The 25,871-nt window shown below is 67.1% G+C and carries 32 protein-coding genes and 1 tRNA gene; 13 read left to right on the plus strand and 20 right to left on the minus strand.

Translation table 11 applies throughout. The annotated features are described in order from the left end of the window. Nucleotides 1-102: 102 nt before the first annotated feature. On the plus strand, nucleotides 103-1,548 hold the full coding sequence (locus NO978_RS12285) for an MATE family efflux transporter (protein ID WP_257299879.1): 1,446 nt from the start codon (nucleotides 103-105) through the stop codon (nucleotides 1,546-1,548). A 2-nt stretch (nucleotides 1,549-1,550) separates the two neighbouring features. On the opposite strand, the gene NO978_RS12290 is transcribed toward NO978_RS12285, so the two are convergent. Continuing rightward, a complete protein-coding gene (locus tag NO978_RS12290) occupies nucleotides 1,551-2,336 on the minus strand; it encodes an HpcH/HpaI aldolase/citrate lyase family protein (protein WP_257299880.1) in 786 nt (261 codons plus the stop codon). Between the two features lie 115 nt (nucleotides 2,337-2,451). Continuing rightward, nucleotides 2,452-3,231 (minus strand): heliorhodopsin HeR, encoded by a 780-nt coding sequence (gene heR / locus NO978_RS12295; RefSeq protein ID WP_257299881.1) that lies wholly within the window; start codon nucleotides 3,229-3,231, stop codon nucleotides 2,452-2,454. A gap of 227 nt (nucleotides 3,232-3,458) precedes the next feature. Between heR and NO978_RS12300 the strand changes: the two genes are divergently transcribed. After that, entirely contained in the window at nucleotides 3,459-4,226 is a 768-nt protein-coding gene (locus NO978_RS12300; protein WP_257299882.1) for a DUF429 domain-containing protein, read from the plus strand. A gap of 176 nt (nucleotides 4,227-4,402) precedes the next feature. On the opposite strand, the gene NO978_RS12305 is transcribed toward NO978_RS12300, so the two are convergent. From NO978_RS12305 to NO978_RS12325, 5 genes are all read right to left on the minus strand, one after another. Next, nucleotides 4,403-4,475, minus strand: a tRNA-Arg gene (locus NO978_RS12305). A 74-nt stretch (nucleotides 4,476-4,549) separates the two neighbouring features. Next, nucleotides 4,550-5,971: an MATE family efflux transporter gene (locus NO978_RS12310; RefSeq protein ID WP_303647304.1), complete on the minus strand. Its 1,422-nt coding sequence runs from the start codon at nucleotides 5,969-5,971 to the stop codon at nucleotides 4,550-4,552. 211 nt (nucleotides 5,972-6,182) lie between these two features. Further along, complete coding sequence (locus tag NO978_RS12315) at nucleotides 6,183-6,344, minus strand: hypothetical protein (protein ID WP_257299884.1); 162 nt, start codon at nucleotides 6,342-6,344, stop codon at nucleotides 6,183-6,185. Between the two features lie 35 nt (nucleotides 6,345-6,379). Further along, the gene (locus NO978_RS19815; protein ID WP_303647282.1) at nucleotides 6,380-6,961 is read right to left on the minus strand and encodes a 2Fe-2S iron-sulfur cluster-binding protein; all 582 of its coding nucleotides are present in this window, start codon (nucleotides 6,959-6,961) and stop codon (nucleotides 6,380-6,382) included. A gap of 74 nt (nucleotides 6,962-7,035) precedes the next feature. Further along, nucleotides 7,036-7,446, minus strand: a complete 411-nt coding sequence (locus NO978_RS12325) for a transcriptional regulator (RefSeq protein ID WP_257299885.1) — start codon at nucleotides 7,444-7,446, stop codon at nucleotides 7,036-7,038. 279 nt (nucleotides 7,447-7,725) lie between these two features. Here NO978_RS12325 and NO978_RS12330 point away from each other — a divergent pair, with 279 nt between their 5' ends. After that, nucleotides 7,726-7,932 carry a hypothetical protein gene (locus tag NO978_RS12330; RefSeq protein WP_257299886.1) on the plus strand — a complete coding sequence of 69 codons (207 nt, stop codon included), beginning with the start codon at nucleotides 7,726-7,728 and terminating at the stop codon, nucleotides 7,930-7,932. 19 nt (nucleotides 7,933-7,951) lie between these two features. Here the strand turns inward: NO978_RS12330 and NO978_RS12335 are convergent, their stop codons facing one another. The 4 genes from NO978_RS12335 to NO978_RS12350 all read right to left on the minus strand — a co-directional run bounded on the left by NO978_RS12335 (nucleotide 7,952) and on the right by NO978_RS12350 (nucleotide 10,045). After that, a complete protein-coding gene (locus NO978_RS12335; protein WP_257299887.1) occupies nucleotides 7,952-8,212 on the minus strand; it encodes a hypothetical protein in 261 nt (86 codons plus the stop codon). 65 nt (nucleotides 8,213-8,277) lie between these two features. Then, nucleotides 8,278-9,189, minus strand: a complete 912-nt coding sequence (gene gnd, locus NO978_RS12340; protein WP_257299888.1) for a phosphogluconate dehydrogenase (NAD(+)-dependent, decarboxylating) — start codon at nucleotides 9,187-9,189, stop codon at nucleotides 8,278-8,280. 58 nt (nucleotides 9,190-9,247) lie between these two features. Further along, nucleotides 9,248-9,649 (minus strand): hypothetical protein, encoded by a 402-nt coding sequence (locus tag NO978_RS12345; protein ID WP_257299889.1) that lies wholly within the window; start codon nucleotides 9,647-9,649, stop codon nucleotides 9,248-9,250. A gap of 219 nt (nucleotides 9,650-9,868) precedes the next feature. Next, entirely contained in the window at nucleotides 9,869-10,045 is a 177-nt protein-coding gene (locus NO978_RS12350; protein WP_257299890.1) for a hypothetical protein, read from the minus strand. A gap of 150 nt (nucleotides 10,046-10,195) precedes the next feature. Between NO978_RS12350 and NO978_RS12355 the strand changes: the two genes are divergently transcribed. From NO978_RS12355 to NO978_RS12370, 4 genes are all read left to right on the plus strand, one after another. Further along, nucleotides 10,196-10,633 (plus strand): PaaI family thioesterase, encoded by a 438-nt coding sequence (locus NO978_RS12355; RefSeq protein ID WP_257299891.1) that lies wholly within the window; start codon nucleotides 10,196-10,198, stop codon nucleotides 10,631-10,633. Between the two features lie 69 nt (nucleotides 10,634-10,702). Continuing rightward, the gene (locus NO978_RS12360) at nucleotides 10,703-11,062 is read left to right on the plus strand and encodes a hypothetical protein (protein ID WP_257299892.1); all 360 of its coding nucleotides are present in this window, start codon (nucleotides 10,703-10,705) and stop codon (nucleotides 11,060-11,062) included. A gap of 73 nt (nucleotides 11,063-11,135) precedes the next feature. Beyond that, the gene (locus tag NO978_RS12365) at nucleotides 11,136-11,315 is read left to right on the plus strand and encodes a hypothetical protein (protein WP_257299893.1); all 180 of its coding nucleotides are present in this window, start codon (nucleotides 11,136-11,138) and stop codon (nucleotides 11,313-11,315) included. A gap of 65 nt (nucleotides 11,316-11,380) precedes the next feature. Beyond that, nucleotides 11,381-11,974: a hypothetical protein gene (locus NO978_RS12370; RefSeq protein WP_257299894.1), complete on the plus strand. Its 594-nt coding sequence runs from the start codon at nucleotides 11,381-11,383 to the stop codon at nucleotides 11,972-11,974. Nucleotides 11,975-11,983: 9 nt separating this feature from the next. Here the strand turns inward: NO978_RS12370 and kynU are convergent, their stop codons facing one another. After that, nucleotides 11,984-13,282, minus strand: coding sequence for a kynureninase (gene kynU, locus NO978_RS12375; RefSeq protein WP_257299895.1), 1,299 nt, complete (start codon nucleotides 13,280-13,282; stop codon nucleotides 11,984-11,986). A gap of 161 nt (nucleotides 13,283-13,443) precedes the next feature. After that, on the minus strand, nucleotides 13,444-13,623 hold the full coding sequence (locus NO978_RS12380) for a hypothetical protein (protein WP_257299896.1): 180 nt from the start codon (nucleotides 13,621-13,623) through the stop codon (nucleotides 13,444-13,446). A 114-nt stretch (nucleotides 13,624-13,737) separates the two neighbouring features. Here NO978_RS12380 and mutS point away from each other — a divergent pair, with 114 nt between their 5' ends. Together mutS and NO978_RS12390 are read left to right on the plus strand one after the other, a co-directional pair. Next, nucleotides 13,738-16,398, plus strand: a complete 2,661-nt coding sequence (mutS, locus tag NO978_RS12385) for a DNA mismatch repair protein MutS (RefSeq protein WP_257299897.1) — start codon at nucleotides 13,738-13,740, stop codon at nucleotides 16,396-16,398. 73 nt (nucleotides 16,399-16,471) lie between these two features. Next, a complete protein-coding gene (locus NO978_RS12390) occupies nucleotides 16,472-16,900 on the plus strand; it encodes a universal stress protein (RefSeq protein ID WP_257299898.1) in 429 nt (142 codons plus the stop codon). A gap of 4 nt (nucleotides 16,901-16,904) precedes the next feature. Here the strand turns inward: NO978_RS12390 and NO978_RS12395 are convergent, their stop codons facing one another. Continuing rightward, nucleotides 16,905-17,702, minus strand: coding sequence for an alpha/beta fold hydrolase (locus NO978_RS12395; RefSeq protein ID WP_257299899.1), 798 nt, complete (start codon nucleotides 17,700-17,702; stop codon nucleotides 16,905-16,907). A 111-nt stretch (nucleotides 17,703-17,813) separates the two neighbouring features. Between NO978_RS12395 and NO978_RS12400 the strand changes: the two genes are divergently transcribed. Both NO978_RS12400 and NO978_RS12405 read left to right on the plus strand, forming a co-directional pair. Beyond that, entirely contained in the window at nucleotides 17,814-18,911 is a 1,098-nt protein-coding gene (locus NO978_RS12400) for a DHH family phosphoesterase (RefSeq protein WP_257299900.1), read from the plus strand. Between the two features lie 57 nt (nucleotides 18,912-18,968). Beyond that, nucleotides 18,969-19,646: a hypothetical protein gene (locus NO978_RS12405; protein WP_257299901.1), complete on the plus strand. Its 678-nt coding sequence runs from the start codon at nucleotides 18,969-18,971 to the stop codon at nucleotides 19,644-19,646. Between the two features lie 14 nt (nucleotides 19,647-19,660). Here the strand turns inward: NO978_RS12405 and NO978_RS12410 are convergent, their stop codons facing one another. The 6 genes from NO978_RS12410 to NO978_RS12435 all read right to left on the minus strand — a co-directional run bounded on the left by NO978_RS12410 (nucleotide 19,661) and on the right by NO978_RS12435 (nucleotide 23,869). Beyond that, nucleotides 19,661-20,581, minus strand: coding sequence for a carbohydrate kinase family protein (locus tag NO978_RS12410; RefSeq protein WP_257299902.1), 921 nt, complete (start codon nucleotides 20,579-20,581; stop codon nucleotides 19,661-19,663). Further along, a complete protein-coding gene (locus tag NO978_RS12415) occupies nucleotides 20,582-21,007 on the minus strand; it encodes a DUF5807 family protein (RefSeq protein WP_257299903.1) in 426 nt (141 codons plus the stop codon). It abuts the gene before it with no gap. 388 nt (nucleotides 21,008-21,395) lie between these two features. Further along, nucleotides 21,396-22,004 carry an archaellin/type IV pilin N-terminal domain-containing protein gene (locus NO978_RS12420; RefSeq protein ID WP_257299904.1) on the minus strand — a complete coding sequence of 203 codons (609 nt, stop codon included), beginning with the start codon at nucleotides 22,002-22,004 and terminating at the stop codon, nucleotides 21,396-21,398. A 3-nt stretch (nucleotides 22,005-22,007) separates the two neighbouring features. Further along, the gene (locus NO978_RS12425) at nucleotides 22,008-22,586 is read right to left on the minus strand and encodes an archaellin/type IV pilin N-terminal domain-containing protein (RefSeq protein WP_257299905.1); all 579 of its coding nucleotides are present in this window, start codon (nucleotides 22,584-22,586) and stop codon (nucleotides 22,008-22,010) included. 219 nt (nucleotides 22,587-22,805) lie between these two features. After that, nucleotides 22,806-23,252, minus strand: a complete 447-nt coding sequence (locus NO978_RS12430; protein ID WP_257299906.1) for a hypothetical protein — start codon at nucleotides 23,250-23,252, stop codon at nucleotides 22,806-22,808. 41 nt (nucleotides 23,253-23,293) lie between these two features. After that, nucleotides 23,294-23,869 (minus strand): archaellin/type IV pilin N-terminal domain-containing protein, encoded by a 576-nt coding sequence (locus NO978_RS12435; protein ID WP_257299907.1) that lies wholly within the window; start codon nucleotides 23,867-23,869, stop codon nucleotides 23,294-23,296. 436 nt (nucleotides 23,870-24,305) lie between these two features. Between NO978_RS12435 and NO978_RS12440 the strand changes: the two genes are divergently transcribed. Both NO978_RS12440 and NO978_RS12445 read left to right on the plus strand, forming a co-directional pair. Beyond that, entirely contained in the window at nucleotides 24,306-25,436 is a 1,131-nt protein-coding gene (locus NO978_RS12440) for a FlaD/FlaE family flagellar protein (protein ID WP_257299908.1), read from the plus strand. Nucleotides 25,437-25,438: 2 nt separating this feature from the next. Then, nucleotides 25,439-25,870 (plus strand): flagellin, encoded by a 432-nt coding sequence (locus NO978_RS12445; RefSeq protein ID WP_257299909.1) that lies wholly within the window; start codon nucleotides 25,439-25,441, stop codon nucleotides 25,868-25,870. Nucleotide 25,871 lies beyond the last annotated feature (1 nt).

A 25,871-nucleotide genomic window follows, 5' to 3' on the forward strand; every position in this document is an offset into this window, starting at 1 on the left:
TTACCAATATTTGAACTTTCGGGCCGTGTCCTTGGACAGAACACGGAACGTCGATTGCCGACGAGACGTAACTCATTTGTTTCGGTTCGAAATAGGTAGGCTGTGTACCGTCCGCCGAACCCCGTCCGGCTCCTCATCCTCTGGATCGGCCTCGGCCTGGCCCGCGTCGGCCTCGTCTCCCGGGAGCACGTGCGCCGGACGACGGACCTCGCGTGGCCGCGAATCGTCACGGGGCTCGCGCGGATGTCGAAGAACGCCGTCGACGTGGCGATGGTCGGCGTCGCCGTCGGCCGAACTGCCATCGCCGGTGTCGGCTTCGCCTCCCCGTACTGGGGCGTCGCCTTCTCGCTCGGCGGTGGTTTCGCCGCAGGCACCATCGCCCTCGTCTCACAGCGGTTCGGCGGCGAGGCGTTCGACGAACTCGGCGACGCGATCCGGGCGAGTGCGCTCCTCGTCGTCGTCGTTACGCTCCCCGTTGCAGCGGTCTTCTGGTCGGTCCCGACCGAACTCGTCTCCCTCCTGACCAACGAAGCACGCCCGGCCGAACTCGGCGGTGCGTACCTCAAGATTCTCGCCCTCGGGGTCCCGTTCGCGGGGCTGAACCTCGTCGGAAGCCGCATCTACATCGGGCTCGACGATGCCTGGACGCCGATGGTCCTCCGGGCGGGCGGCGCAGTCATGAACATCGCCCTCAACGCCGTGCTCATCTTCGGGCTCGGCCTCGGCGTCGAGGGTGCGGCGTGGGGCACCGTGCTCTCGAACGCGCTCATCACCGGCGTCTTCGCCGTCGCGCTGGCCGCCGGCCGGCTCCCCCTCCTCGGCGAACTCCCGGTCCGGGTCTCGCCGACCGGCTCCTACGCGGTCCTCGGCGACCTCCGCGACCTCGTCCGCATCGGCCTGCCGGTCGTCGGACGCAACCTCGTCTGGACCGTCGCCAAGTTCCCCATGCTCGCCATCGTCGGCCTGTTCGGCTCGACGGTCGTCGCCGCGTACGTCATCAGCCGCCGTATCTGGGGCCTGATGAACACGCCCGGCTGGGGGTTCGGACTCGCCGCCAGCAGCCTCGTCGGCCAGGAGCTCGGCGCGGGCGACGAGGCGGCCGCGGAGTCCTACGCTCGCGACATCATCGCGTTCTCCGTCGCCACCTACGCCATCGCGGCCGTCGTCGTCGCCGTCTTCGCCGACCCCATCGTCACCTCGTTCGTCGGGGACCCCGGTGACACCGCCATCCCCGTCGCCAAGGGACTCGTCTACGCCGCCTGCATCGCCGTCATCGCCGGCGGCGTCAAGGCCGCGACCGCCGGCCCGCTCGACGCCAGCGGCGACACGCGGTGGCCGTTCTACAGCCAGGCAATCGGGATGTTCGGCGTCGCCATCCCGCTCGCGTACCTCGGCGCGACCACGCCACTCGGCATCTACGGGCTCTACCTCTCGTTCCTCGCCGAGACGAGCGTCCCGGCGGCCATCAACTACTGGCGGTTCGCCTCGGGCGAGTGGAAGGCCATTAGCCGCGAGTACCGCCCCGACCAGTCCGTCGCCGACGACTGAGCTCAGCCCCAGTCCTCGTCGTACGCCGACAGCAGCCGCTCGTTCCCTGCCCGCAGGAACCCGGCATCGTAGCCCATGATACCGAAGTCGAACCCTCGCGCGGCCCACGTCTCGAACCGGTCCGGGTCCGTGGCGAACACACCGACCGGCACCCCTGCGTCGTCGGCCGCCGCGACCACCGCCTCGACGGCATCCTCGAACACCGCGGCCTCGTAGTCGAGTGGCACGTCCAGTGCGACCGAGAGGTCTGCGGGCCCGACGAACAGCGCGTCGATACCCGACACGGCGGCGATGTCCGCAGCGTTCTCGACCGCCGCCAGCGTCTCGACCTGCACGATTCTGGTCAGTGCGTCGTCCGCCCCGTCCAGATACGCCGGCAGGTCCGCACCGAAGCCAGAGGCCCGAGTACCGGCCGTCCCGCGGATGCCCTCAGGTGGGTAGGTTGAGGCTGCAACCACGGCCTCCGCGTCCGCGGCGGTGTCGATCCGCGGCACCATCAGCCCACCCACGCCGGCGTCCAGCGCCCGCTTGATGACGACCTCGTCGTTGGTCGGCACGCGGACCAGCGGCACCGTGTCGCCCGGTGCGGCATCGATGCCGCGGACGAGGTCGCCCAGGTCGCCAACGTCGGTCGGTGCGTGCTCCATGTCCACGACCACGAAGTCGTAGTCGTGTCTGGCGGTGAGTTCGGCGACCTCCCCGTGTGGGATGGAGACCCAGCCGCCCCGGAGCTGCTCGCCGTCGTGGAATCGGTGCCGCAGCCGCTCGAATCGTTCCAGCCGGTCCATGGCGGCGCTTCGGAGAGCGGTGTGAAGGATGTTTGGCTGCCGGTGGTCCGGCGCGCCACGGCACTGCTGTCGGGGGTGCCGCCACCGGCGCCGCCCTGTTCCAGCGAGGGAGCTCTCAGACAGGGGCGTTCAGCGCGCCGAAGAACACCTGCCAGGCCAGGAGCGACTTCGCGACCAGGCTGAGGACGATGTAGGCCTTCTCGCCGAAGAGGTAGTCCTGCCACTTCCAGGTCTCCCGGTACTGCAGCACCATGTTGATGGCGAACAGGTTGAAGAACACGAACAGGCTGGCGTAGATCGCCAGCACGAAATCCGGCGGCCCGCCACCGTCGCTCCCCACGACGGTGCTCAGGATGGTGATGGCGATGACGATCCAGGGGACGATGCCGGCGAAGCTCCCGATGATGTAGGCCGTCCAGTCCGTCTTCTCGGTGGTCTGGTTGTAAAGCTCCATCATCCACCCCATGAGGTTCATCACGGCCACCAGCGAGAACAGCGCCACGAGGGTCCCGAGGTCCCAGACGCCGGCCAGCATCGCGATGACGACGATCATCACCGAGGCGCTGACCGCGTACTCGTACCAGCGGTAGGGGTTCATCCCCCGCTCGAGGTACGAGACGTAGGAGTCGTAGAGCACCGTCGCGATGAGCAGGTGCGCCAGCGCCGAGATGAGCAGGAACGCGGCGACGAGGTAGGACAGCTGGATGGTCGTCCAGGGTTCGAGCACGGGTTCCAGCCGCTGGGCGTCCGCCTGGAATTCGAGACTCGTGACGGTGATAGTCCAGTTGACCGAGCTGCTCAGGTAGATCATCAGCGCGCCCTGCAGGAAGTGCAGAACGGCCATCACTGCGTTGAACTGACGGAGCCGAGTGTACGTCTGGTCGGTACGTGCCATCTATACTACTAGGAGAGAGATAGTAATGAGCCTATGCATCCGAAACGATAGCTGCGGAACCGCGACCGTTCCGGCCACGCGATGATGATTGCAAGGACGGGCCCGTGTACTGGTCAGGAGTGATGGACTGTCCCGCCCGCTGACGAACCCGACGACCGAGGCACCCGACCAGCTCCCAGCCCCACCCAGAATCAAGAGTTAACACGGATATTCGTGTAGGGAGCAGTATGGCGAAGTACGTCGGTCTCGACTGGGCCTCGAAAGGATGGTTCGGCGTGATACTCCGCGACGACGGCGGCTGGGAGACCGACCTGTTTCCGTCCATCTGGAGCGTCTGGAAGTACCACAGCGACGCCGCGGACATCCTCGTCGACGTCCCCATCGGGCTCTCCAGCGACGGGAAGCGGACCTGTGACGTGAAAGCGAAGGAGAAGCTCTCCCGGCAGCAACGCAGCGTGTTCTACACGCCAGTCCGGGAGGCGGTGTACTCGCAGAACATCGACGAGGCGAAGACGACGAACGAGAAGCGAGCCGGGTTCAGCATCCAGAATCAGGCGTGGGGCGTCGTACCGCGCATCCGGGAAGTCGACGAGTTCCTCGACGCGAATCCTGGCGCCCGCGACCGGTTGCAGGAAACGCATCCGGAGGTCTGCTTCTACTCTCTCAACGGACAGACGCCGCTCGACAACGCCAAGACGACCCGCGACGGCTTTCGACAGCGCAAGTCGCTCCTCGTCGACGAGAGCCCCGAGGCGCAGGAGATCATCGCGGAGTGCATTCCACGGTACACCACCCCCGACTACGCACCGATGGTCGGTGGCGCGGACGACATCCTCGACGCCCTGGTCGCAGCAGTGACGGCACGACGCCCAGCCGACGAGCGCCTGACCATCCCGGACGCCCCACCGACCGACGAGCGCGGGCTCCCGATGCAGATGGTCTACCCCTCCAACACCAGGCAGGCCCGCCTGTCGAGTCTGCACGCACATCAGTAACTGCGGGTGCGGTGTCCTCGCCTCTTGACGCAGTGACGGCTTTCACGAACGGGAGTACGCCGGAGGAGTGTCTGACGTGAAATCAAGGAACGGACCCGACGGGACTCCCGCGAGCGAGCGTCAGCGAGTGAGCGGGAGTACGTCGGGGGAGTGAGGACGAACGAAGTGAGGACGAGCGGACCCGACGGGATTTGAACCCGCGACATCTTGGTCCGGAACCAAGCACTCTGTCCACTGAGCTACGGGCCCTCACCTACGCATAGCCCATCCGCTGTGATAACCGTTATGAACTGGACAACTCCCTATCGGAGAGGGTGAACCGCTCACTCCTCGCCGCCGGTGGGCGACGGCGACTCCCCGGGCTCGTCCTCGATGTAGGCGTTCTTCCAGGTGCCGCGGGTGAACCAGAGCGCGGCGGCGATGCCGCCGACGATGTTCCCGAGCGCCATCCCGGTCCAGAAGCCGTCGGGCCCGAGCCCGTAGCCGGAGAACTCGGTGAACGGGACGGTGCCGATGAGCGGGATGGGGTCGAACGCGAGGATACCGACGGTGGCGACGCGGCCGATCCACAGCGCCAGCAGCGAGAACATCAGCGCGGTCTTGGTGTTGCCCGCGCCGCGGTAGGCGCCGAGCATGACCTGGAGCACGCCGATGAACGCGAACTCGAAGGCACGAACGCGGATGTAGTCGGCGCTGAAGTCGATGGTGGCCTGGGCGTTGTCGATGTTCTGGTTGACGAACACCTCGACGAGCGGCTCGGGAAAGACGTACACCACGACGGCCACCAGGAGCAGGATGCCCGCGGCGACGGTGGCGGCGAGCCACACCGCCCGCCCGGCTCTGTCCGAGTTGCCCGCGCCGAGGTTCTGGCCGACCATCGTGTTGGTGGCACGCCCCAGTCCCATCGCGGGGAGGAAGATGAGCGAGGCGATCCGGTTCCCGAGGCCGTAGGCTGCGACGACGGGCGGTGCGAACAGGACGATCATCGCCGTCAGCGTGACCATGGCGAACGCGCTGGCAGACTGTTCGAGCGCGGTGGGGACGCCAAGGCGGAGGATGTCTTTTATTACCGCGAGGTCGAATCCCAGATGTTCGACGCTGACGTCGGGGCCGGCGTCGGTGAAGAAGAGGATGTAGACGCCGAGTATCGACCCGATTCCCCGCGAGGAGATCGTCGCGATCGCCGCGCCGGTGATGCCCAGTTCCGGGACCGGTCCGACCCCGAAGATGAGGATCGGGTCGATGATGACGTTGACCGCGACAGTGACGAGCATCACCCGCATCGGGGTCTTCGTGTCGCCGTAGCCGCGCATGACCGACGAGAAGACGAAGAAGCCGAACATGAAGACGATGCCGAGGAAGAACACCTCCATGTAGTCGGCCGCGAGGGGGATGACCGCCTCCTTGGTCTCCTGCTGGCTCGGGAGGGCGGCGAGCATGTCTTTGGTGAAGACGTAACCCACGAGACCGAGGACGACGGCGAGGACGGAGACGAACGAGAGCGTCTGCCCGGTGACGCGGCCGGCAGATCCCTCGCTGTCGGCGCCGGTGTACTGTGCGACGAGGATACTCCCCGCGGCGGTGAACCCCCCGGCGATGGAGATGAGCAGGAAGATGAGGGGGAAAGCGAGGCTGATGGCGGCCAGCGCGTCGGTATCGAACTGGCCGAGCCAGAACGTGTCCGCGATGTTGTACGTGACCTGGAGGAGCTGGAGGGCGACGATGGGCCAGGCGAGCCGGAACATCGGTCGCACCAGTCCGCCCTCCGTGATGCTGTCGGACGGCTGAGTGCTCACTGTCCTTCGAAACGAAACACTCGGATTTGAATCTGTTGAAACGCCGACGGGGGCGTTCACGACCCGGTTTCAGGGCGACACAGTGGTCGCCGTGCGGACGAGCGTCGGAGGTCCGTGGAGGCCCGCGGGGGACATCGTCAGCGTGTCCCCGTGCGCGTCGTCACCGGTGACGACGCCGACGGCTCGGGGCCGCGCCCCTGACGGTGGCGTCGTCGTCGTCGGCCATCGCGGCCGCCAGCCCCCGGGGAGCGTCCTCGGACGGGTCGGCGTAGCCACTCACATCCCCTGTGTCTCCGCTGAGAAACACGTCGAAATCGTTCATGCCGGCACGTGATGTGCCGGCGACAAAGACGGGGGCTACGGCGTCTCGCTGGTCTCGAGCGTGAACTCGCCGCGCGGGTAGGCGACGCAGGTCAGCACGTAGCCGTCCTCGAGCTCGGGGTCGTCGAGCATCTCCTGGTTGTCGTGCTCGACGTAGTCTCTGGAGTCACCGCCGTCGGCGATGTGTCCGGCACAGGAGACACACTGGCCCTGTCGACAGGCGTAGGGCAGGTCCCAGCCCTCCTCCTCACCGGCATCGAGCAGCGTCTCGTTGTTGGCGACGGAGATGGTCTCGCCCTCCTTCGTGTACTCGATGTCGAAGTGCTCGATCTCGTCCTCCGGGATTTCGGCGGGGCTCGTCGACTCCTCTTCCTCCGAGCCCTCCTCGAGCTCCGCGCCTGCGTCGCCGGCGCCGACCGCACCGACCGCGCCGCCGCCACCGAGGGAGCGGTTCATCGGCTCGGGGAACTCGGTCTCCGGGACGGTGCTCGCCCGATGTTCGAGGACCTCCTGCGAGATGTCCTCGTTGGGCTTCCACGACGTGCCGCGCACGAGATGGAGCGTGACGGCGATGACCGTCAGGGAGAGCCCGACAGCGATTCCCAGTTCGTTAGCCATATGCGAGACGGTTAGGAGTACGGGTTTAATTCAGTTGTGATTGCTCGCGCCCTGTGCGACGGTATCGTCGGCGCTCAGTCCCGGTCGGTGCGGTCGACATCGTACTGGTGACAGTACAGTTCGAGCAGTTCCTCCAGCAGGAGCGCGTCGCGCGAACTCGTCGGGTAGTGGTGGTCGATGAAGTCCTCGGCGTCGTTCGGGTTGCCGCGGACGACGAACCGCCGAACGGTCGCGACCGACTCGAAGAAGGGGAGCCCGGACTCGCGGTCCTCGGCGGATTCGATGACCTGGTCCTGCGGGAACACGTCCGCCTTGATGTCCTCGAAGTCGACCGTCGAGGGGTCGTAGCTGTCCGAGAGCTGTTCGAGGATGTACTCCGAGGCGAAGCGGTAGAACTCGGACTTGCTCTCGAAGACTCCCTCCGCCACGAGGGACTCGATCTCCTCGACGGTCGACTCCGAGAATCGGACCGTGCTCTTTACCATACCCACTCATGTTAGCGAAGGGGTAATAAATCGACCGACCATCCAGCGCCGTGTTCACCGCGTTCCGCCCCGTCTGTGCCCGTTTCGAGGCTCGCTGTCTGACGTGTGTCGGACGTTCGCGCCGACAACTGCGCCTACCGAGAGGATTTATACGCGTTCTGATAGAAGGGGGCGTGCACAGAGGGAAGAGGTACCGCGCTCGTCGCGCTGCAGGGACGAACCGACCGGAACTATGCTACCGAAGCAAACATTTATTCATTCACAGCATAATTTCGCTGTATGAAGTACTGGCTGCACTGGGTCCTGACGGTCGCGATCATCATGGCAAGTACGGCATGTACCCTTTCGTTGGCCATGCATCCCGAGTTCGCACTATCGTTCATGGCACTGGCCGTTGGACTCTACATCGTCGCTCGTACCCTCCACCGAGAAGACCACTCGGACACGGCGAAGCGCCCATCCGAGACCCCCGTCGCTCACACCTGAACGACGACGCGCTCCCGTCCTATTCTGACAGACGCAGACGCTGGAGGTGACGAGGCCCCCGATTCAGCCGACCGCAGAGTCGAATCGAGAGGCTATCGTCCGGAGTGCTCTGGTCCGCGATGACCGGCGGCACCCCGCCAGGGTCGACCTGCACGTCGAGCAGCGTCGACCAGTTGCGCGCCAGCGCACTCGGCGCGTCTGCGCCTGGAAGCACCCCCGCCTGCGACGACGACGGCCGCTCGGCTCCTTGCAGGAGCTGCTGGCCTACTACACGCCCCACGGACGCTCCTCAAAACCCTGGCAGCTGAATCCGATCGTGACGCCGGGGGCCGCCTCCCCGCTAGCTCACTCCTGTCGGGCGACCTCGTGCCGTCCAAAGCCGTACCGGAGCCGGTTGGCGAGCCGCCGTGAGAACCGACCGGATTCCGGGGCGCGGGAGCCGAACCGCTCGGCGAGCGACTGGTAGATGAGCGGGACGGGGACCTCCTGTTCGAGGGCCTCCTGCACCGTCCAGGTACCGGTCGAGCCGCCGGCGACGTGGTCCGCGACATCGCCCAGCTCGTCGGTGTCGGTGCGCTCCTCGCGGAACGCCTCCTCGCAGAGCTCGAGCAGCCACGACCGGATGACAGCGCCGTTGTTCCAGGTGCGTGCGACCGATTCGAGGTCGAGGTCGTACCGTCCGTTCGCGAGCAGCTCGAACCCCTCGCCGTAGGTCTGCATGAGCGCGTACTCGACGCCGTTGTGGACCATCTTCACGTAGTGCCCGGAGCCGGCCGGGCCCATGCGGTCGTGGCCCTCGGGACCGGTCGCGACGGCGTCGAAGACGGGCGTCAGCTCGTCGTAGGCCCACTGCGGGCCACCGACCATCAGCGAGAAACCGAGTTCCGCACCGGCGGGACCGCCCGAAGTGCCACAGTCGAGGTACGCCGCGTCCGTCTCCTCGGCACGCCGGACCGAGTCCTCGAAGTGGGAGTTGCCGCCGTCGACGACGACGTCGTCGCCGTCGAGACGGGGCTCCAGATCAGCGAGTGCGGCGTCGACTGGTTCGCCCGCCGGGACCATCAGCCAGATGCGCTTCTCGTCACCGAGCTCGGCCGCGAGTTCGGTGACGGAGTCGACCGGCGTCGCGCCCGCGTCGGCCGCCGCCGCGACCGCGTCGTCGTCGAGGTCGAACGCGACCACGTCGTGTCCGGCGTCGAGTGTTCGGTCGACCACGATGCGACCCATCCGCCCGAGGCCGAGTACGCCCAGTTGCATGGCTGAGGCTGCTCGGGGAGACACCGTAGGGGTTGTGATTGTCGCCCGCGGCCGGGACTCACTCGTACACGCCGACGGCGAAGCGGGAGAGGATGTAGCCGAGCACCGCGAGCGAGGCCACGAAGATGGCGATGTCGACAGCCGGCTCCCCTGCAAGCACGCCGAGCGGGTCGGTCGGTCGTCGAACGAGACCGGCGACGACGTCACGGACGCCGTACGCGGCGACCCACCCCGCGCCGGGCAATCCCCACCGGTGACGGTGCAACACAGCCCAGGCGATGGCGAGGAAGAGTGGCACCCAGCCAGCGATGAAAATGGCGTTGAGCGTGTCGACGCCGCCCCCGCCGACGCGAATCAGCGCCTGGGAGAGCGGTGAGAGGGAGACGAGGACGAGGTAGGTACTGACCAGTTTGTGGCCGAGCGGTGCGGCGACCGCGTCGTCGCTCAGGGGGAGGGTCACGCGGTCGGTCGGTACAGCGGACTCGAACAAAATTCTTCCGACAGGAAAGAGGTGAGAGATACGTGCCGGCGGCTCGACTGGGGCAGCGCTCAGGGCTGTGATTCGCACCGCGGACAGACCGTGGAGAACGGGGCGAGCGTGGGTGTTACAGGTGGGCGATGACCCGCGCTGGGGACGGTACCGAACGTCGTGTGGGACGCGAGCGAATCCGTCGCGACATCACACTGCCTCCTCGACTGAGACGGCCACGGAGGACTGGATCCACGCCGTGGAGCGGCCTTCGTCGAACAGCAGGATCTCGCCGTCGCCGACGTCGATGGCGACGTACGGATCAAAATCGACGGCGTCGACTCCGGCCGCGTCGTGTCCCCGGTCCCGGTTCGGTGCAGCAGCCATGTTGTTCCTCGACCGCCACGTTGGCTCCCGAGAATGATAAATGTTACCACACTACAAGTTCGTGCGGGGTGCCCGCCGACCGCGACACACTGAAGACACGTTCCTGGTCGTTGGCAAAACGGTATGGCCGATGCCCCGTAACGGGTGTGCATGACAGTCAACGCGATCTTCGATGCGATGCCGTACGCGAAGCACCTCGGCATCGAGATGGAGGAAGCCGAGGACGGCTTCGCCCGGGGTCGCCTCGAACTCGTCGAGGAGCACTCCTCGGTCCCCGGGAAGATAGTCGCCCACGGCGGCGTCGTCCACTCGTTCGCCGACCACGTCGCCGGTGCGGCGGTCATCTCGCTGAACTTCACGCCCACGCCGACAATCGACATCCGTATCGACCATCTCGCGCCGGCGACGGAGGACCTCGTCGCGGAGGCCGAGGTCGTCAAGAACGGCTCGGACATCGCCACCGTCGACTGCGACGTGAGCGACGTGACCGGGACCCGCGTCGCCACCGCCCGTGGGGTGTTCAAGACCGCCGGCGGCGACGGTGGCTCGGCCTGGGTCGACGACGCGACGGAGTTCGACCTCGACTGAGTCCCGGGCGAGCTGGCGGTCCCACCCGCTTTGGTCGGGGTTTTTCTCACTGGAGGTACAACTCCGGGTATGCTCGATTCCCCGAAACTACGGAAAGCGATCGCCGCTGCAACCGCCGCACAGGGCCTGCTCAGCCTCCTCTTCCCGAAGCGCATGGCCAAGCTCGGCTCGCGCCTCCTGCTCGGTATGAGCTACGAGAACACCGGCGAACTCGAACCCCGCGACTGGTACGTCGACTCGACCCGCGCCTCGGGCCTCGGGATGCTCGTCGGCGGCCTGTTCGGCTACATCCTCGCCGACCGCGCCGGTGACAGCGCCGCCGCCGCGGCAGCCGTCGAGGACGCCGAAGCCGAAGCCGAGACCGAGGCGGACGAGGGCGACGAGGAAGACGACGACGACGGCCCCGTGATGGTCGACATCGACGAGTAGACACGACCAGCGCGGTCGTTGTGTCGGACCCGGCATACTGCTTTTGCTGGCTCGGACCATACTCTAGGGTGCCATGTCGACACTCAGTGAGAGCCGCGGAATGGGCCCGAACGCACCGATGAGCGCAATCGGCTACCTTATCGGCGGGCTGCTGGCACTCGTCCTGGTCCCGCTCGCGCCGATCATCCTGGTCGCATGGCTCGCTGTCAAGGTCGCCGCGGCGGCCGGCGGCGAGCGCGAGGGAGCGGTCTAAGCCCCACAGGCAACCCTGCGCAGACAGGGAGCAACTTTTTCCGACATCCACCTGTCGGTTCCCCCATGCCCTCCCCCACGACGAACCGCCGAACACTGCTCGGAGTCGTCGGCTCGACGGCGATTTCCGGCTGTACGACGTTCGGCGCACAGGAGGACGACGTCGGGATTGCCCGAATCGTGGAACTCGAAACGGAGTCCAGTTCGGCTGCCCTCCCGTTCGAGGGCGAGATACTCGCACGGGGGAGCGTCGACGAGCCACCGCGAATCCGCGTCGTCCTCGAAAACAGCGGTGGACCGACGGGCGGCAGTTTCGGCTCGACACCGCCGTTCTCGACCCACGGTGCGACCGACGAGGACGGAGTCATCGCCTCGTTGGTCCCCGAGAACAGGGATATCGTGGTCGGCACCGATGAGCTGTTCCCCGACGACCCGACCGAGCACTGCTGGCGGCTCGCCGGCCCCATCGGCTTCCGGCTGTACCACGGCTACACCGAACTCGACACCGGAGACGAACTCGCCACCGAGTTCACGGTGTGGGTCGGGCCGGACGAACAGTGCTTGCCAGCGGGTGAGTACTCGGCGTCCTTCGCACCCGAAGCGGGCGAAGGCACCGACCCGCTAGCCGAACTGGCACTTTCGTTCACCGTCGAATCGTAGTCCCTCGACTCACGTCACCCCGCCGGCCTCCTGTTTGTACCCTTCGTAGACCCCGTCCTCGACGATCTCGACGAGGTCGTCGACCACCGACCACACCTCCTCGAAGGTGACGTAGTACGGCGACGGAGCGACCCGGACCACGTCCGGCGGGCGGTAGTCCACGACGATGCCGCGGTCGCGCAGGGCCTCGCTGATGCGGTAGCCCTCGGCGTGTTCGAGCGCCACGTGGCCGCCCCGCCGGTCGGGGTCCCGTGGTGACCCCACGGCGAACCCGTGCTCGGCGAGGCGGGCGTCGGTCAGGGAGACGAGGTACTCCGTCAGCGCGACTGACTTCTCGCGCAGCGCGTCGATACCGGCGTCCTCGACCACGTCGAGCGCGCCGTCGAGCGGCGCAGCCGCGAACAGCGGCGGCGTTCCAACCTGCCACGCGCCGGCGTCCGGTGCCTGGTCGTACGTCGTCCGCATCTCGAACATGGTCCCCTTGTCGTTGCCCCACCAGCCCGCCAGCGCCGGTGGCGCGCCGAAGTGCTCCTCGCTCACGTACAGCCCCGCAACCGCGCCGGGGCCGCCGTTGAGGTACTTGTACGAGCACCAGACCGCGAAGTCGACGCCGTTCGCGTCGAACTCGTGGGGCACCGCGCCGACGCTGTGGGCCGCGTCGACGCCGAACAACGCGCCGTGTTCTCGGGCGAGGTCCGCGATGGCTTCGACATCGAGCAGCTGACCCGACCGGTAGAGCACCGTCGGGAGGAAGACGATGTCGACGTCGTTGTCTTCCAGCGCGGCCGCCACGTCGTCTGGGCTCACCGTGCGCCCGTCGCTGCTCTCGGCGACGACGAGGTGTTCGTCGGGGGCGAGCCCGCGCTGGCGGAGCTGGGCCCGGATGGCGTAGTGGTCCGTCGGGAAGTCCAGGTCGTCCACGAGTATCGTCTCCGCGCCGTAGGCGTCCAGCATCGTCCCGATCAGCGTGTGGATGTTGACCGTCGTCGAGTTGCCGACGACCACCTCCGACTCCTTCGCGCCGACGAGCGACGCGAGCCGGTCGCCCAGCCGCTCCGGGTAGTGGAACCAGTCAGGGTCGGCCTCGCCCCAGCCCCGGATGGCCAGGTCGCGCCACTCGTCGACGACGTGCTCGAGCGCCGCCTCCGCGTCCTTCGACATGAGCCCCAGCGAGTTCCCGTCCATGTAGCGGTCGCCCTCGGGGATGTAGAACCGATCCCGCAGGCCTGCGAGCGGGTCCCGGTCGTCGAGTTCCACGGCGAAGGCACGGTCCGTCGGCGGGTCTACTGGGATTTCGGGCGTCGGCATATCAGGTCAGGTTCACGGGGAAGTGTGAACTAGCTTTGGTCGCCGGCGACAGTAGCGACCACCGGAAACCATGGGATTCGACCAGCCGGGTGGCGCGCGGCTGTTCGAGGACTACGCGATTCCAACGAGAACCGAACGCACTCACAGAACGGCGGAGACAGTCAGTAGCCCATCGACGCGACCGCGAACGTCCCGACCACGAGCGCGACGGCGACGGCGGAAGCCTGCAGGAACGCCACGTCCGTCGGCACGCGCAGCAGCAGTCCCATCCCGGCGGTGACGCCGAACGCGACGATAGCGTTGGCGAGCGCGCGGATGAGCCGGGTCGGGTCGCCTGCCATACCACCCGCTCCTCGCGGAGGTGGCTAAAGGCCTTCGGCAGGTTCGCCAGCGATCGAGTGCGAACCGGCGCCGAACCCGCAGGGTTTTACTCCGCCTCCCGACCAGTACATGCCATGACAGAGGCGACGGGTATCGTCGGGGAGTTCCTGGGGCTGAAGGAGGACACCGACGCCGACGTGCTCGCGATGCAGTGTGGCGACTTCTACGAGTTCTTCGCGGACGACGCCGAGCTCGTCGCCGACGAGCTGGACCTGAAGGTGAGCCAGAAGTCGAGCCACGGCTCGTCGTACCCGATGGCCGGCGTGCCGGTCGACGACCTCACGCCGTACCTGAAGGCACTCGTCGAGCGCGGCTACACAGTCGCCGTCGCGGAGCAACACGAGGACGACGGCGACATCCACCGCGAGATAGAGCGCGTGGTGACGCCCGGAACCCTGCTCGACGTTGGCGGGGTGGACGCGCAGTACCTCGCCGCGGTCGTACGAGCGGACGACGGCGGCACGGACGGCGACGCGAGCGACGCCACCTACGGCCTCGCGTTCGCGGACGTGACGACTGGCCGGTTCCACGTGACGACGGTCGACGGCACCGACGCCACGCTCACGGAGCTGTACCGGTTCAGTCCCGTGGAGGTGCTGCCTGGCCCCGGAGTCCGGGACGACGGCGTGCTCTGTGACCGCATCGAGGAGCGGACCGGGGCGCGGCTCTCGCTGCCCGACGCGGCGTCTTTCGCACCCGGGCAGGCTGGCCACGTCGCCCGCGACCACTTCGGCGACGACACGTTCGAGACGCTCGGCGTTGGCGACCTCGGCGTCCGCGCCGCCGGAGCCGTCCTCGCGTACGTCGACGAGACCGGCACGGGCGTACTGGCGTCGATGACCCGGGTCCAGCCCTACCACGGCGGCGAGCACGTCGAGCTCGACGCGACGACCCAGCGCAACCTCGAACTCACCGAGACGATGCACGGCGACCGCGCGGGCAGCCTGTTCGCGACGGTCGACCACACCGTCACCAGCCCGGGCGGCCGGCTGCTGAAGGAGTGGCTCCAGCGGCCCCGACGCGACCGGGCGACGCTCGACGAGCGCCAGGCGAGCGTCGCCGCCTTCGCCGCCGGCGCGCTCGGTCGCGAGGAGGTCCGCGAGACCCTCGACGTGGCGTACGACCTCGAACGGCTCGCCGCCCGGGCGGTGGGTGGGAGCGCGGACGCGACCGACCTGCTCCGAGTACGGGACACGCTCGGGGTCCTCCCCGAGCTCGTCGAGGCCGTCGAGGCGTCGCCCCAGCTGGCGGACTCGCCCCTGCCGGACATCCTCTCGCGGCCCGACCGCGACGCGGCCGCCGACCTCCGCGCGGCGCTCGCCGACGCGCTCGTCGAGGACCCCCCGAAGACCACGACCCAGGGCGGGCTGTTCAAACCGGGATACGACGACGAGCTCGACGAGATTCGCGACCGCCACGAGGCCGCGCAGGCGTACTTCGATGGCCTCGCCGACCGGGTGAAACGCGAGCACGCCCTCAGCCACGTCACTGTCGACCGGAACAAGACCGACGGCTACTACGTGCAGGTCGGCAAGTCCGCCGCCGACGGCGTTCCCGACAACTTCGAGCACGTGAAGACGCTGAAGAACTCGAAGCGCTTCCGGACCGAGGAGCTCGCCGAGAAGGAGCGCGAGCTGTTCCGGCTGGAGGAACAGCGCGGCGACCTCGAAGCGCGACTGTTCGCCGAACTCCGCGACCGTGTCGCCACACGGGCCGAACTGCTGCAGGACGTGGGACGGGCCGTCGCCGAGGTCGACGTGCTCGCGAGCCTCGCGACCCACGCGGTCTCGAACGACTGGAACCGCCCCGAGCTGACCGACGAGCGCGCCCTCGACGTGACGGCGGGCCGCCACCCCGTCGTCGAGCAGACCGTCGAGTTCGTTCCGAACGACTGCCACATGGACGGCGAGCGCACGTTCACCGTCGTCACGGGGCCGAACATGAGCGGGAAGTCGACCTACATGCGCCAGACCGCGCTCATCGTGCTGCTCGCCCAAGTCGGGAGCTTCGTGCCCGCTCGCGAGGCCACCGTCGGACTGGTCGACGGTATCTACACTCGGGTCGGCGCGCTGGACGAACTCGCCCAGGGTCGCTCGACGTTCATGGTCGAGATGCAGGAGCTCTCGAACATCCTCCACTCCGCCACCGAGGACTCCCTGGTCATCCTCGACGAGGTCGGCCGTGGCACCGCCACCTACGACGGCATCTCCATCGCCTGGGCCGCCGTCGAGTACCTCCACAACGAGATCCGCGCGAAGACGCTGTTCGCCACGCACTACCACGAGCTGACCGGGCTCGCCGAGCACCTCGAACGGGTGCAGAACGTGCACGTCGCGGCCGACGAGCGCGACGGCGACGTGACGTTCCTCCGGACCGTGCGGGAGGGCCCGACGGACCGCTCCTACGGCATCCACGTCGCCGACCTCGCGGGCGTCCCCGAACCCGTCGTCGACCGCGCCCGCGACGTGCTCGACCGGCTCAGACAGGAGAAGGCCATCGAAGCCCGCGGGAGCGGCGGCGGGGAGCGCACGAAGCAGGTCGTCTTCGACCTCGACAGCGGCACCATGACGACCGCGGACGGCGGCAGCGAGCCGGAGCCGGAACCGAAACCGGCCATCGACCCCGAGACGGCGGCGGTTCTGGACGAACTCGATGGACTGGACGTGGACCGAACCTCGCCCGTCGAGCTGATGCAGCGCGTACAGGAGTGGCAGGAACGGCTGGACGGGGAGTGAGTGCTACGAACTCGTGGGGAGTACTGACGGAGAGGTCCGCAGATTTATGCCCACGGCCGGGGAACCCACGTCCATGTTCGACACCGTCGTCATCGCCACCGACGGCTCCGAGAGCGTGAAACGCGCTGTCGCCGTCGCCCTCGACCTGTCAGAGCGCTTCGACGCGACGGTCCACGCGCTGTACGTGATCGACGCGAGCGAGGTGGAGTCCTCGCCCGAGTCGGTGCGGGACCAGTTCCACGACGCACTGGAGGAGAGCGCACAGGAGGCACTGGCGCAGGTCGAGGACGAGACCGACCTGTCGGTCCAGACCGCCATCCGCGAGGGTCGCCCCGCCGGCGAGATCTGCGCGTTCGCCCGCGAGGTCGACGCCGACGTGGTCGCCACCGGCACGCGGGGCCGCCACGGCGAGAACCGCTTCCTCATTGGAAGCGTCGCCGAGCGCGTCGTCCGCACCTGCGAGAGCCCCGTGCTGACAGTGCGACAGTTGCAGGAGGCGTAGGCAGTCAGTTCTCCACCCAGTACAGGAACGCCCGGAGTTCCGCCCACGCCGCGTCGTGCTCGTCCCAGAAGACGTGATGGCCGGCACCGGGAACGTGCACCAGCCGGCCATCCGACAGCGCGTCGGCGATGTCCGGGTCCTCGGCTCGTTCCTCTGGGTCGGTATCGGCCTTCAGAATCAACGTCGGCGCAGCGATGTCGGGGAGGGCGTCGGGCGTCATCTGGAAACCGGTCCCGTACACGCCGGCGATATTGGGACTCACCTCTGTGTTCGCCACGGCGACGCGCCGGGCGCGCTCGTCGTCCAGTTCATCGTGCTCGGCGGCGATCTCCGCGACCGACTGCTCGGCCAGTTCCTCGACCTGCTCGCGGACGGACGACGCCATCTCCTCGGGGGACATGTCGGGCTCGCCGCTCCAGGCGTCGGGGTCCTCAAGCACGACGGCGCGGGGGAGCTCCGGATGCTGTGCGGCGGCCCAGGCGACCGTCGCGCCGCCGGCGGAGTGCCCGAACAGGATTGGGTCGTCGAGTTCCAGCGCCTCGACGAGGCCGACGAGGTCGGCCACGCGGTCGTCGATGCCGTAGCCCCACTCCGGGCTGTCGGAGCCGCCGTGGCCGCGGGCGTCGTAGGCGACTACGTCGAAGTCCTCGGCGAGGTCCGCTAGCAGCGGGGTGCGACACCTGGCGTTCTCGTAGAACCCGTGGGCGACGACGAGCGGCGGGCCGTCGCCGGTCCGGTGGTACTGGAGGTCGACGTCGTTGGCGCGGACCGTGTCGGTGGTCCAGCCGTCGGGGACGTCCATGCCACCACGGCCGGGAGCGCGCCCCGAAAATCTATCGACGGTGTGGGGGACAATCACACCGACGCGCCCGGGAACCGGCGGCTTCTTGCCGTTCCCGCCACTCCTCTCGGTATGAACGAGGAACTCATCGCTGACGAGGATATGCCGCTGGCCCGCAAATCTATCCTGCCGGGCACCGGCTTCTTCGTACCCGACGAGGTCGACGAGGAGCGACGCGAGCGCGAGGCGATGTCGGCGCTCTCGGGGAAGTCCGTGGCCGTCGTGGCCGACCCCGACGCCGACGGGCTGGCCTGCGTCGCACTCCTGCGCGAGGCCTTCGGCGAGGCCGGACTCGTACCCGCCGGCCCGCACGACCTGGAGGAGGGGATGGAGCTCGTCGCCGAGTTCGGCGAACCCGGCCTCGACGTGTTCGTCTGCGACCTCTGCCCGGACAAGTTCGAGTACGTCGAGGACGAGCTCGACATGCTGCTGGAGACCGCCGACAGCGTGCGCTGGTTCGACCACCACCAGTGGGACCCCGAGGTCGAGCAGGCCGTCCGCGACGCCGGCGTCGACCTCGTCGTCGGCGACGGCGAGGAGGAGTGCACCGCCGACGTGGCCGTGCGCTCGCTCGACTACGAGTTCGACGAGCAGTTCGTCGACCTCGCCGCGGTCACTCGCGACCACGACCTCTGGCTGCGCGAGGACGAACGCTCCGACGACCTCGCGGACCTCGCGTACTGGCTCGAACCGGACGAGTACGTCGACATCGTCGCCGAGGGTGGCGCGGACCTCCCGCCCGAGGCCGCGGAGCTGCTCGCCGAGCGCCGCGTCGAGAAGGAGGCACTCATCGAGAAGGCCGTCGACCGCGGCGAAATTCGAGAGGTGAACGGCTGGACCGTCGGCGTCACCTACGGCCGCTGCTCGCAGAACGAGGTCGCCGAAGCCTTCCGCGAGCAGGGTGCCGACGCAAGCGTCGTCGTCAAGCCCGCCGGCTCCGCCTCCATCCGCGGCACCGACGAGTTTGAGCGCTGCCACGAGGTCGCCGCACAGGTCAACGGCGGCGGCCACCCCAAGGCCGCCGGCTGCAAGCCCGACATCTACGACGACATGCTCGACTACGCCCACCACTGGACGACCCGCGGCGCGACCGCGAAGCAGGTCATCCTCGACGGCTTCCGGAACCTCGAACCGGAGGACGACGACGAGGGCGTGGAGACGGAGCGATAGGGCTCGCGGATTCGTTCTCGGGACAAGAGGGTTATTCCATCGGTGAGAGCCGGGAGTATGGACAGGCGTCGGCTTCTCGCGAGTCTCGGACTGGTCGCGCTTCCGGGGTGTTCCGCGCTGGACGAGTCCGGGACAGAAGCCGGGACGACGGGTGCCACGAACACGCCCACCTCCGAGACGACGTCAAAACCGACGGCGACACCGACCGCAGAATCGACGACGACCGCCGAACCACCGGCATCCATTGCCGACGCGAACATCTCATTTCACGTCGAGACGTTGCGCGGGGCAACTTCGGACCACCCGGCGGAGATAGAAATCGGCGTCACGAACGAGGGGCGACCCCGGGACCTGAACTTCATCGGCTCCGCGCCGCTATCCTCGGAGCTCGTCGGTGATGGACCCGAGCAAGCCGAACTACTCCTAGCACCACACGACCGTCACGACGCGGCCATCATCGACGAGAACGGCGACCACGAGGGAACTGTCGTGCCTGACTCACGTGAGGGACACTGCTGGAACCGAATCGACATCCCCTACAGCCCACCGAACAGCGGCTTTCAGATCACGCTGGACAGGGACGAGACGTTCACCAACACGTACTCGCTGCTCGTCAACAGCCTCGACGGCTGTATCCCGTCCGGAGAGTACACGTTCGAGAGCGAGTTTCGAATACCAGCGACCGACGTCCAGTTCACCTGGGAGTTCTCGCTGGCGTATCCGGTGACGGTGTAAGCAGAATAGAGCAGTCAGAGCCGCTCAAGCACCGTCTCCCGCCTCGGCAACCCGCCCCTCGCACCCCCGCCGAGACAGTTCTCCGCCGCCACGGCGGCCGCGAACCGCCCCGCCTCGGCCGCCGATTTCCCGTCGAGAATCCACGCGTCGACCAGCCCGGCCGAGAACGCGTCGCCTGCACCGGTCGTGTCCACCGCGTCGACCCGAAACGCAGGGAACTCCACAACGTCGTCGCCGTCAAGCAACAGCGCGCCATCCTCGCCACGGGTCAGCGCGGCTCGCGTGACCCCGCGTTCGCGCAGTTCCGCGGCCGCGTCGCGCCCGTCACAGCCGAGGTACGAACGGAGGGGAACCTCGCTCGACACGAAACAGTCCACCACGGGGAGCAGGTCGTCGATGGTCTCGGGCTCCGTCCCGCGGTCTTCCAGCTCCGCCAGGGGGCCGGCGAGGTCGAACACGATGGGCGGAAAGGCATCGTCCGCGCGGGCGGCCGCGACGAGCCGCGAGACTACCTCGTCGGGAGCGTACGCGCTGGTGAACACCACGTCCGCGTCGCGGCAGTAGTCGAGGGCATCGTCGTCCAGCCGGAGCTTCGGGATGCTCTCGCCGCCCGCGATTATCATCCGGCGACCGTCGTCGTCCCGGAGGATCATCGCGTAGCTGGAGCGCTCGTCGCCCCGAGAGACGTGGCTGGCGTCGATATCCTCCGCAGCGAGCGAGTCGAGAATCCGGTCGCCGTCGTCGTCGCGGCCGACGCGGCTGACGACGCCGGCGTCACGCCCGAGCCGGGCGCAGGCGGTGGCGACGTTCGCGGCGACGCCACCCGCCGCAGTCCGTTCGTCGCGGGCGAACGCGCCGCCGTCGGGTTCCGGCAGGTTCGTCACCGGATAGATTCGGTCGAGCAGCGCACTCCCGACGGCGACGACGGTGGGCATCTACCGGGAGCCGGCGACCCACTTGTGGCTGTACGCCGCCTCGCAGGAGCAGCGGGCATAGGCGTGGATGACGTCGCCCTCCTCGTAGAGGCCGCCGACCTCCTTGTTCTGCTCCTCGGCGAACGCGAACACGTACTCGACCGTGCCGTCGTCGCACTCCGGACAGTCGCCGGCGGTGAGGTTCGGCGCGATTGTACCCTCCGTGCCCATCGCCTCCTTCGCGAAGTTCATCGCGTCGGCGCCGGTCGCGGCCGTGAACGCGTCCCGGCCGCTGTCGCCGTCGACGACGACGACGATGCCGTCGGCGACGCGCTCGCCGTACTTCTCGAGCCGGCCGACGTCGTCGACGAAGCTATCGGCCAGGTAGAGTGCGATATCCTCGGGCAGCTCGCCCGCCAGAAAGGTCTCGCGGCGTGAGTCGCTCATGGTCGGGATACCGTCTCGACCGATAAAAAGCACGCGAGTCGCCCCGAGTGGGAAGGTCGGGGCGTGCTCGCAGCCGAATCCGCGTTGCCTCGGGTGTGGGATACACCACGTGGGGTGACCCCGGCGGCACGTCGCCGCCAGCGTCGGAATCGCGTTGCCTGGATCGATGCGTCGGGAGACGCCTCATATCCGTTCGTTGGGATGGTTGCCGCGCTGTACCGTTCCGGGCGAGTCTACGAGCGCATCCCGTGAGGGACGCGTCGAGCGGTCCTCGTCTCCGGTCGATGTCACCGGCGCATCCCCGGTCCAGTGTGAGACCGGAGGGGATGCGCCCGCAGACGGTACTCGGAGTCGACGAAGCTGAGGTGGGAAGGCTCAGCGTCGCCGTTTAGACCGCCACGTAGTCTTCGTTGGAGATCGTGTCCGGCACGTTCACGCCGTACACGGTCGTCGCACCGGACTGGTCGACGAGACGAACGGTCGCCTCCTCGCCCTCGTCGAGCGGGTCACCGAGGGCGTCGAGGTTGACACCGACGACGACCCGGTCAGACGTGTTCGAGAGCACGATCTGGCCACTGGTCGCTGCGTAGTACGAACTCGGAGTGTCCGGATCAGACGTAGGAGCGACGACGAAGTTATCGCTACCGAACGTGTTCGCAAACGTCAGCGTCTCGGAGATGTCTTCGCTGGTGTATTCGACCGTCGCATCTTCGAGGTCGATGTCGTCCGAACCGGCGGACTTCATGACCGTGAAGTTGAGGTAGTCCACGCTACCGCTGTCGACGCTACCGGATGCGCTGACGACGGTAATCTGGTTGGACACCTGGGACTGGGAGTCCTGGCCCGTGTCGGAGGCCGTGGACTCGAGCAGCCCGGCCGTGTTGATGAGCACGCCCGCGGCGACTGCCGCGACGAGCACCATCGCGATGAAGATGATCAGCGTGCCGATACCGACCTGCCCGCGGTCGCCGTCGTTCTCAGTGATGTCTGCGAACATGGATTAGACCTCCACGAACGTCTCACCGGAGATGCTGTCGGGCACGTTGACGCCGTAGATGGTCGTCGCGCCGGACTGGTCGACGAAGCGAACCGTCGCTTCCGAGCCTTCAACGAGCTCGCTGTCGACATCGGTCACGTTGATACGAGTGTTGATACGCTCGTTCGTCTCTTCGAGGACAGCGTTACTGTCGCCTTTCAGTACCGAATGGTTGAAATGCGTACTGTTCGCGGTCGCGCCATACGAGAGCGTCTGGGACGCGGTATCTGACTGATACTCGAGCGTCGCGTCCTCAAGGTCGAGATTACCGGATCCCGCCGACTTCTTGACCGTGAAGTTCAGGATCTCGACCGCGCTGTCACCGTCGACGTTGTGACCGGTCGCAGTCACGACATCGATCTGATTGGAAACCTGTGCCTGCGAGTCCTGGCCCGTGTCGGAGGCCGTGGACTCGAGCAGCCCGGCCGTGTTGATGAGCACGCCGGCCGCCACTGCGGCGACGAGCACCATGGCAATGAAGATAATCAGGGTGCCGATGCCCACCTGACCGCGTTCGTCGTTTTCTGTTACGTCCACTATCATATGTTTACGTGGGGATGCGCCCCGAGTAGGCCAAAGATAGCTACTACTATCAAGGCCTGTATGGTTTCGAGAGCCGTTTCGATGCTCGACTCACGACTCGATACGGCACAAGATATGGAGCGAGAATCGTACTGCTGTCTATCGAAGTAAGAAAGTCCGTAGAAGCAACAACATCACTACCGACCGGAGAATAGTACCGTGTAATTACCAATTTTCAGACTATACGTCCAGCGGCGACGCGTCCAGCAGTATCCGGAGCGTCTCCTCGGTTTCCAGTTCGTCGTCGAGTTCGTCGGCGTACCACGTCAGCAGCGACGTGAACACCTCGCGCACGTCGTCCGAGCGGATCTCCTCGTGTGCGACGCCGTCGTCGGTCTTCATCGCGATGTCGACGCCGTATCGCTCGTCAGCGTTCGCCAGCGCGTCGGCGGACACGGCGGCCCCCGGTGGGCCACCGGACCCGTCGGTCGCCAGCCCGGCGCGTGCCGGGTCGACGTCCGGAAGTCGGGTCTGACCGCCGTTCGATCCCGCAGACGGACCATCGCTCGCCGAGACGACGAACCGACCGTCGCCGAGGTCCTCGCAGTGGTCCTCGCTTGGGGTCAGCTCCTCTGGCGAGAGGATGCCGTCGGCGCGTTCGTCCGTGTGTTTCGTGCGTTCGTTCATTGGTTGGTGTGTGCCCCGCGTGGGGGCACGGGTCTCTCGCATCAGACGACGACGTACTGCTCGTCGGATATCGACTGCGGGACGTTGACGCCGTAGAGCGTCTTCGCGCCCGACTGGTCGACTATCTGGAGCATCGCCTCTTCGCCCTCTGCGAGGTACGTTCCTTCGACTAGCGAATCTGTGACGTCGATGGAGACGCGGATGCGGTCGGATCGGTCGTTCAGCGTCGTGTTCGAGTCCCCGCTCATGTTGACGAGCGAGACTGCAGAGTCATCGTGCGACAGCGTGACGGCTGCCGAGTCCGAGACCCACTCGAACGACGCCTTGCTCAGGTCGATATCGCCGGCACCGGCTGCCTGCATCAAGGTGATATTTACCTTTTTGATGCCGGTGCCATTGTCGTTCACCTCGCCGGTCGCGCTGACAGCGACGATGTGATTAGAGACCTGTGACTGTGCGTCGGTACTCGTGTCCGACGCCTTCGCTTCCAGCATGCCTGCCGTGTTGATGAGCACGCCAGCTGCGACAGCCGCGACCAGGACCATCGCGATAAAGATGATCAAGGTCCCGATGCCGACCTGCCCGCGGTCACCATCTTGTGGTTCCGTTACGTTCATCGGTGATTCACCCCGTGCGAGCAGCTCACTCGCGTCCTCGCGGACACGACCAGCTACGCGTGGCCCAGCAGGGCCAACCGGGAGTCGGCGCGACGCGATCCAGAGAGAGGCGTCTGCTGCCGACCGCCGCCAACGTCGTTCCCCGTCGTGGGGTGAGCCGATTCCTCGCATCACAGCGTGGGGAGTTTTCCCCGTCGATGACGACGACGGACACGACTATCAAGACCGCTATGCGCTCAACATCTGTTTCGACCGTCGACTCAGTCCTCGATACGCGGGCCGAGTCGGCGAGCGAAGGCGTCCGTACCAATATACCGACATCCGTCCTACGAAGTAGCAGTGACTGCTGGGAGTACAGCGACCGTCGGCGTGTTCGCCCCCGTAACCGGGAGCGACCGCGCCGTGCGTGTACGACTCTACATCGAGAGGGAGATAAATGGGGATTCGGGACGTACTCGCTGACTTCCTCAGCTCGGAGGGACCCCAGGGAGGGGGCACCACCGGGCCGGACACCGACGAGGGCGACGACGAGGAGATGTCGCCCGAACCGGGCTACGACGTCCCGCTCGATGACCTCGACCAGGAGGAACAGGTCGAGAACCTCGAACACCGCATCGACTCGATGCAGGAGGACATAGAGCGCAGCAACTCCCAGATCGAGTCGATACAGAGCTCCCAGGAGGAGGTGGCCGAGCGCGTCGAGGACATCAACGGGACGGTACGACAGCTGCTCGGCATCTACGACCAGCTGACCGCCAGCGCGAACCCGTTCGTCGAGGGCGGAAGCCAGACCCAGATGAACGACGACGTGGACGGGTTCGGCCTCGGCGGCGAGCCCGACCACGACGGCGCGACTGGCGAGATGCCGCCGGCCGACGCGGTCGAGAACGAGGCCGAGGCGGCAGAGCCGGAGCCCGAACCGGAAGACGAGGAGCCCGCGGACGAGCCGGACGAGGACCTCGCGGACAACGAGGTCGTCGTCGAAGCGACCGAACCGGGCGACGAGAACGCCGTCTCCTTCGACGACCTGAAGTCGGAAACCGAAGCGGACGAGGGCGACGCGGAGACGGTCGAGACCGGCGACGGCGGCCAGCAGGCGGTACAAGAACAGGAGGAAAACGATGCAGATGACACCCAACTGGAGGTCGAACCACTCTCCGACGAGGCAGCACAGATGAGCGAAGCAGCCGAGGAGTCGCGCTCGCACGAGCGGGGGTCGAAGGGCTCCCGGACCGGGGCAGTCGAGTCACGGTCGGACGCCACCCTCTCGGCCCTCGCGGACACGTACGCGACCGACATTCTCGTGTTCGAGTGGCTGACCGACCTCGTGGCGAGTGCGGGCCCGGCGGCGACGTTGCGGGCCATCGCGTACTACGAGGAGATCGGGTGGATCTCGCCCGAGGTGAAGGCGTACCTCGAAGACGCCCTCTCCGGACCGGACCTCGACATGGCCGTCGACCCGAGCCGCGACCCGAACGAACTGAACGCGGAGGACCACGCAGAGAGCTACGAGTACATCATGAAACTCGAAGCCATCCAGGAGACGATGGACGAGACCGGACTGTAACGATGGGATTCAGCACGAGTGGCTCGGCCGCGATCCTGTTCGTCGGCGCGCTCGTCTGCCTGAGCACCGTCTACCCCGTGATGGAGACCGCGAACGAACGGGTGACGGAGGCGGGCGAGGCACGCGACGACCGCGCGCTCGCACAGGCGAACACCGCGATGAACCTGACGGACGTCAGCTACAACGCCTCGACCGGCACGCTCGTCGTGAACGTCACCAACACGGGGTCGACGACGCTGTCTGTCGCCGGCACCGACCTGCTGGTGGACGGGAGCTACGCGAGCGGTGCGACGACCCGCGTCGGGGGCGACCCCGGGAGAACGATCTGGGTCCCGGGTGAACAGCTCCAGTTCGAGCTGACCGGGGTCACCGCCGAGCCCGGGCGGGTCAAGCTCGTGACCGAGAACGGCATCGCCGAGACGGAGGTGCTCTGAG

Origin of the sequence: Haloarchaeobius sp. FL176 (assembly GCF_024609245.1) — an archaeon.
Taxonomy (GTDB): Archaea; Halobacteriota; Halobacteria; order Halobacteriales; family Natrialbaceae; genus Haloarchaeobius.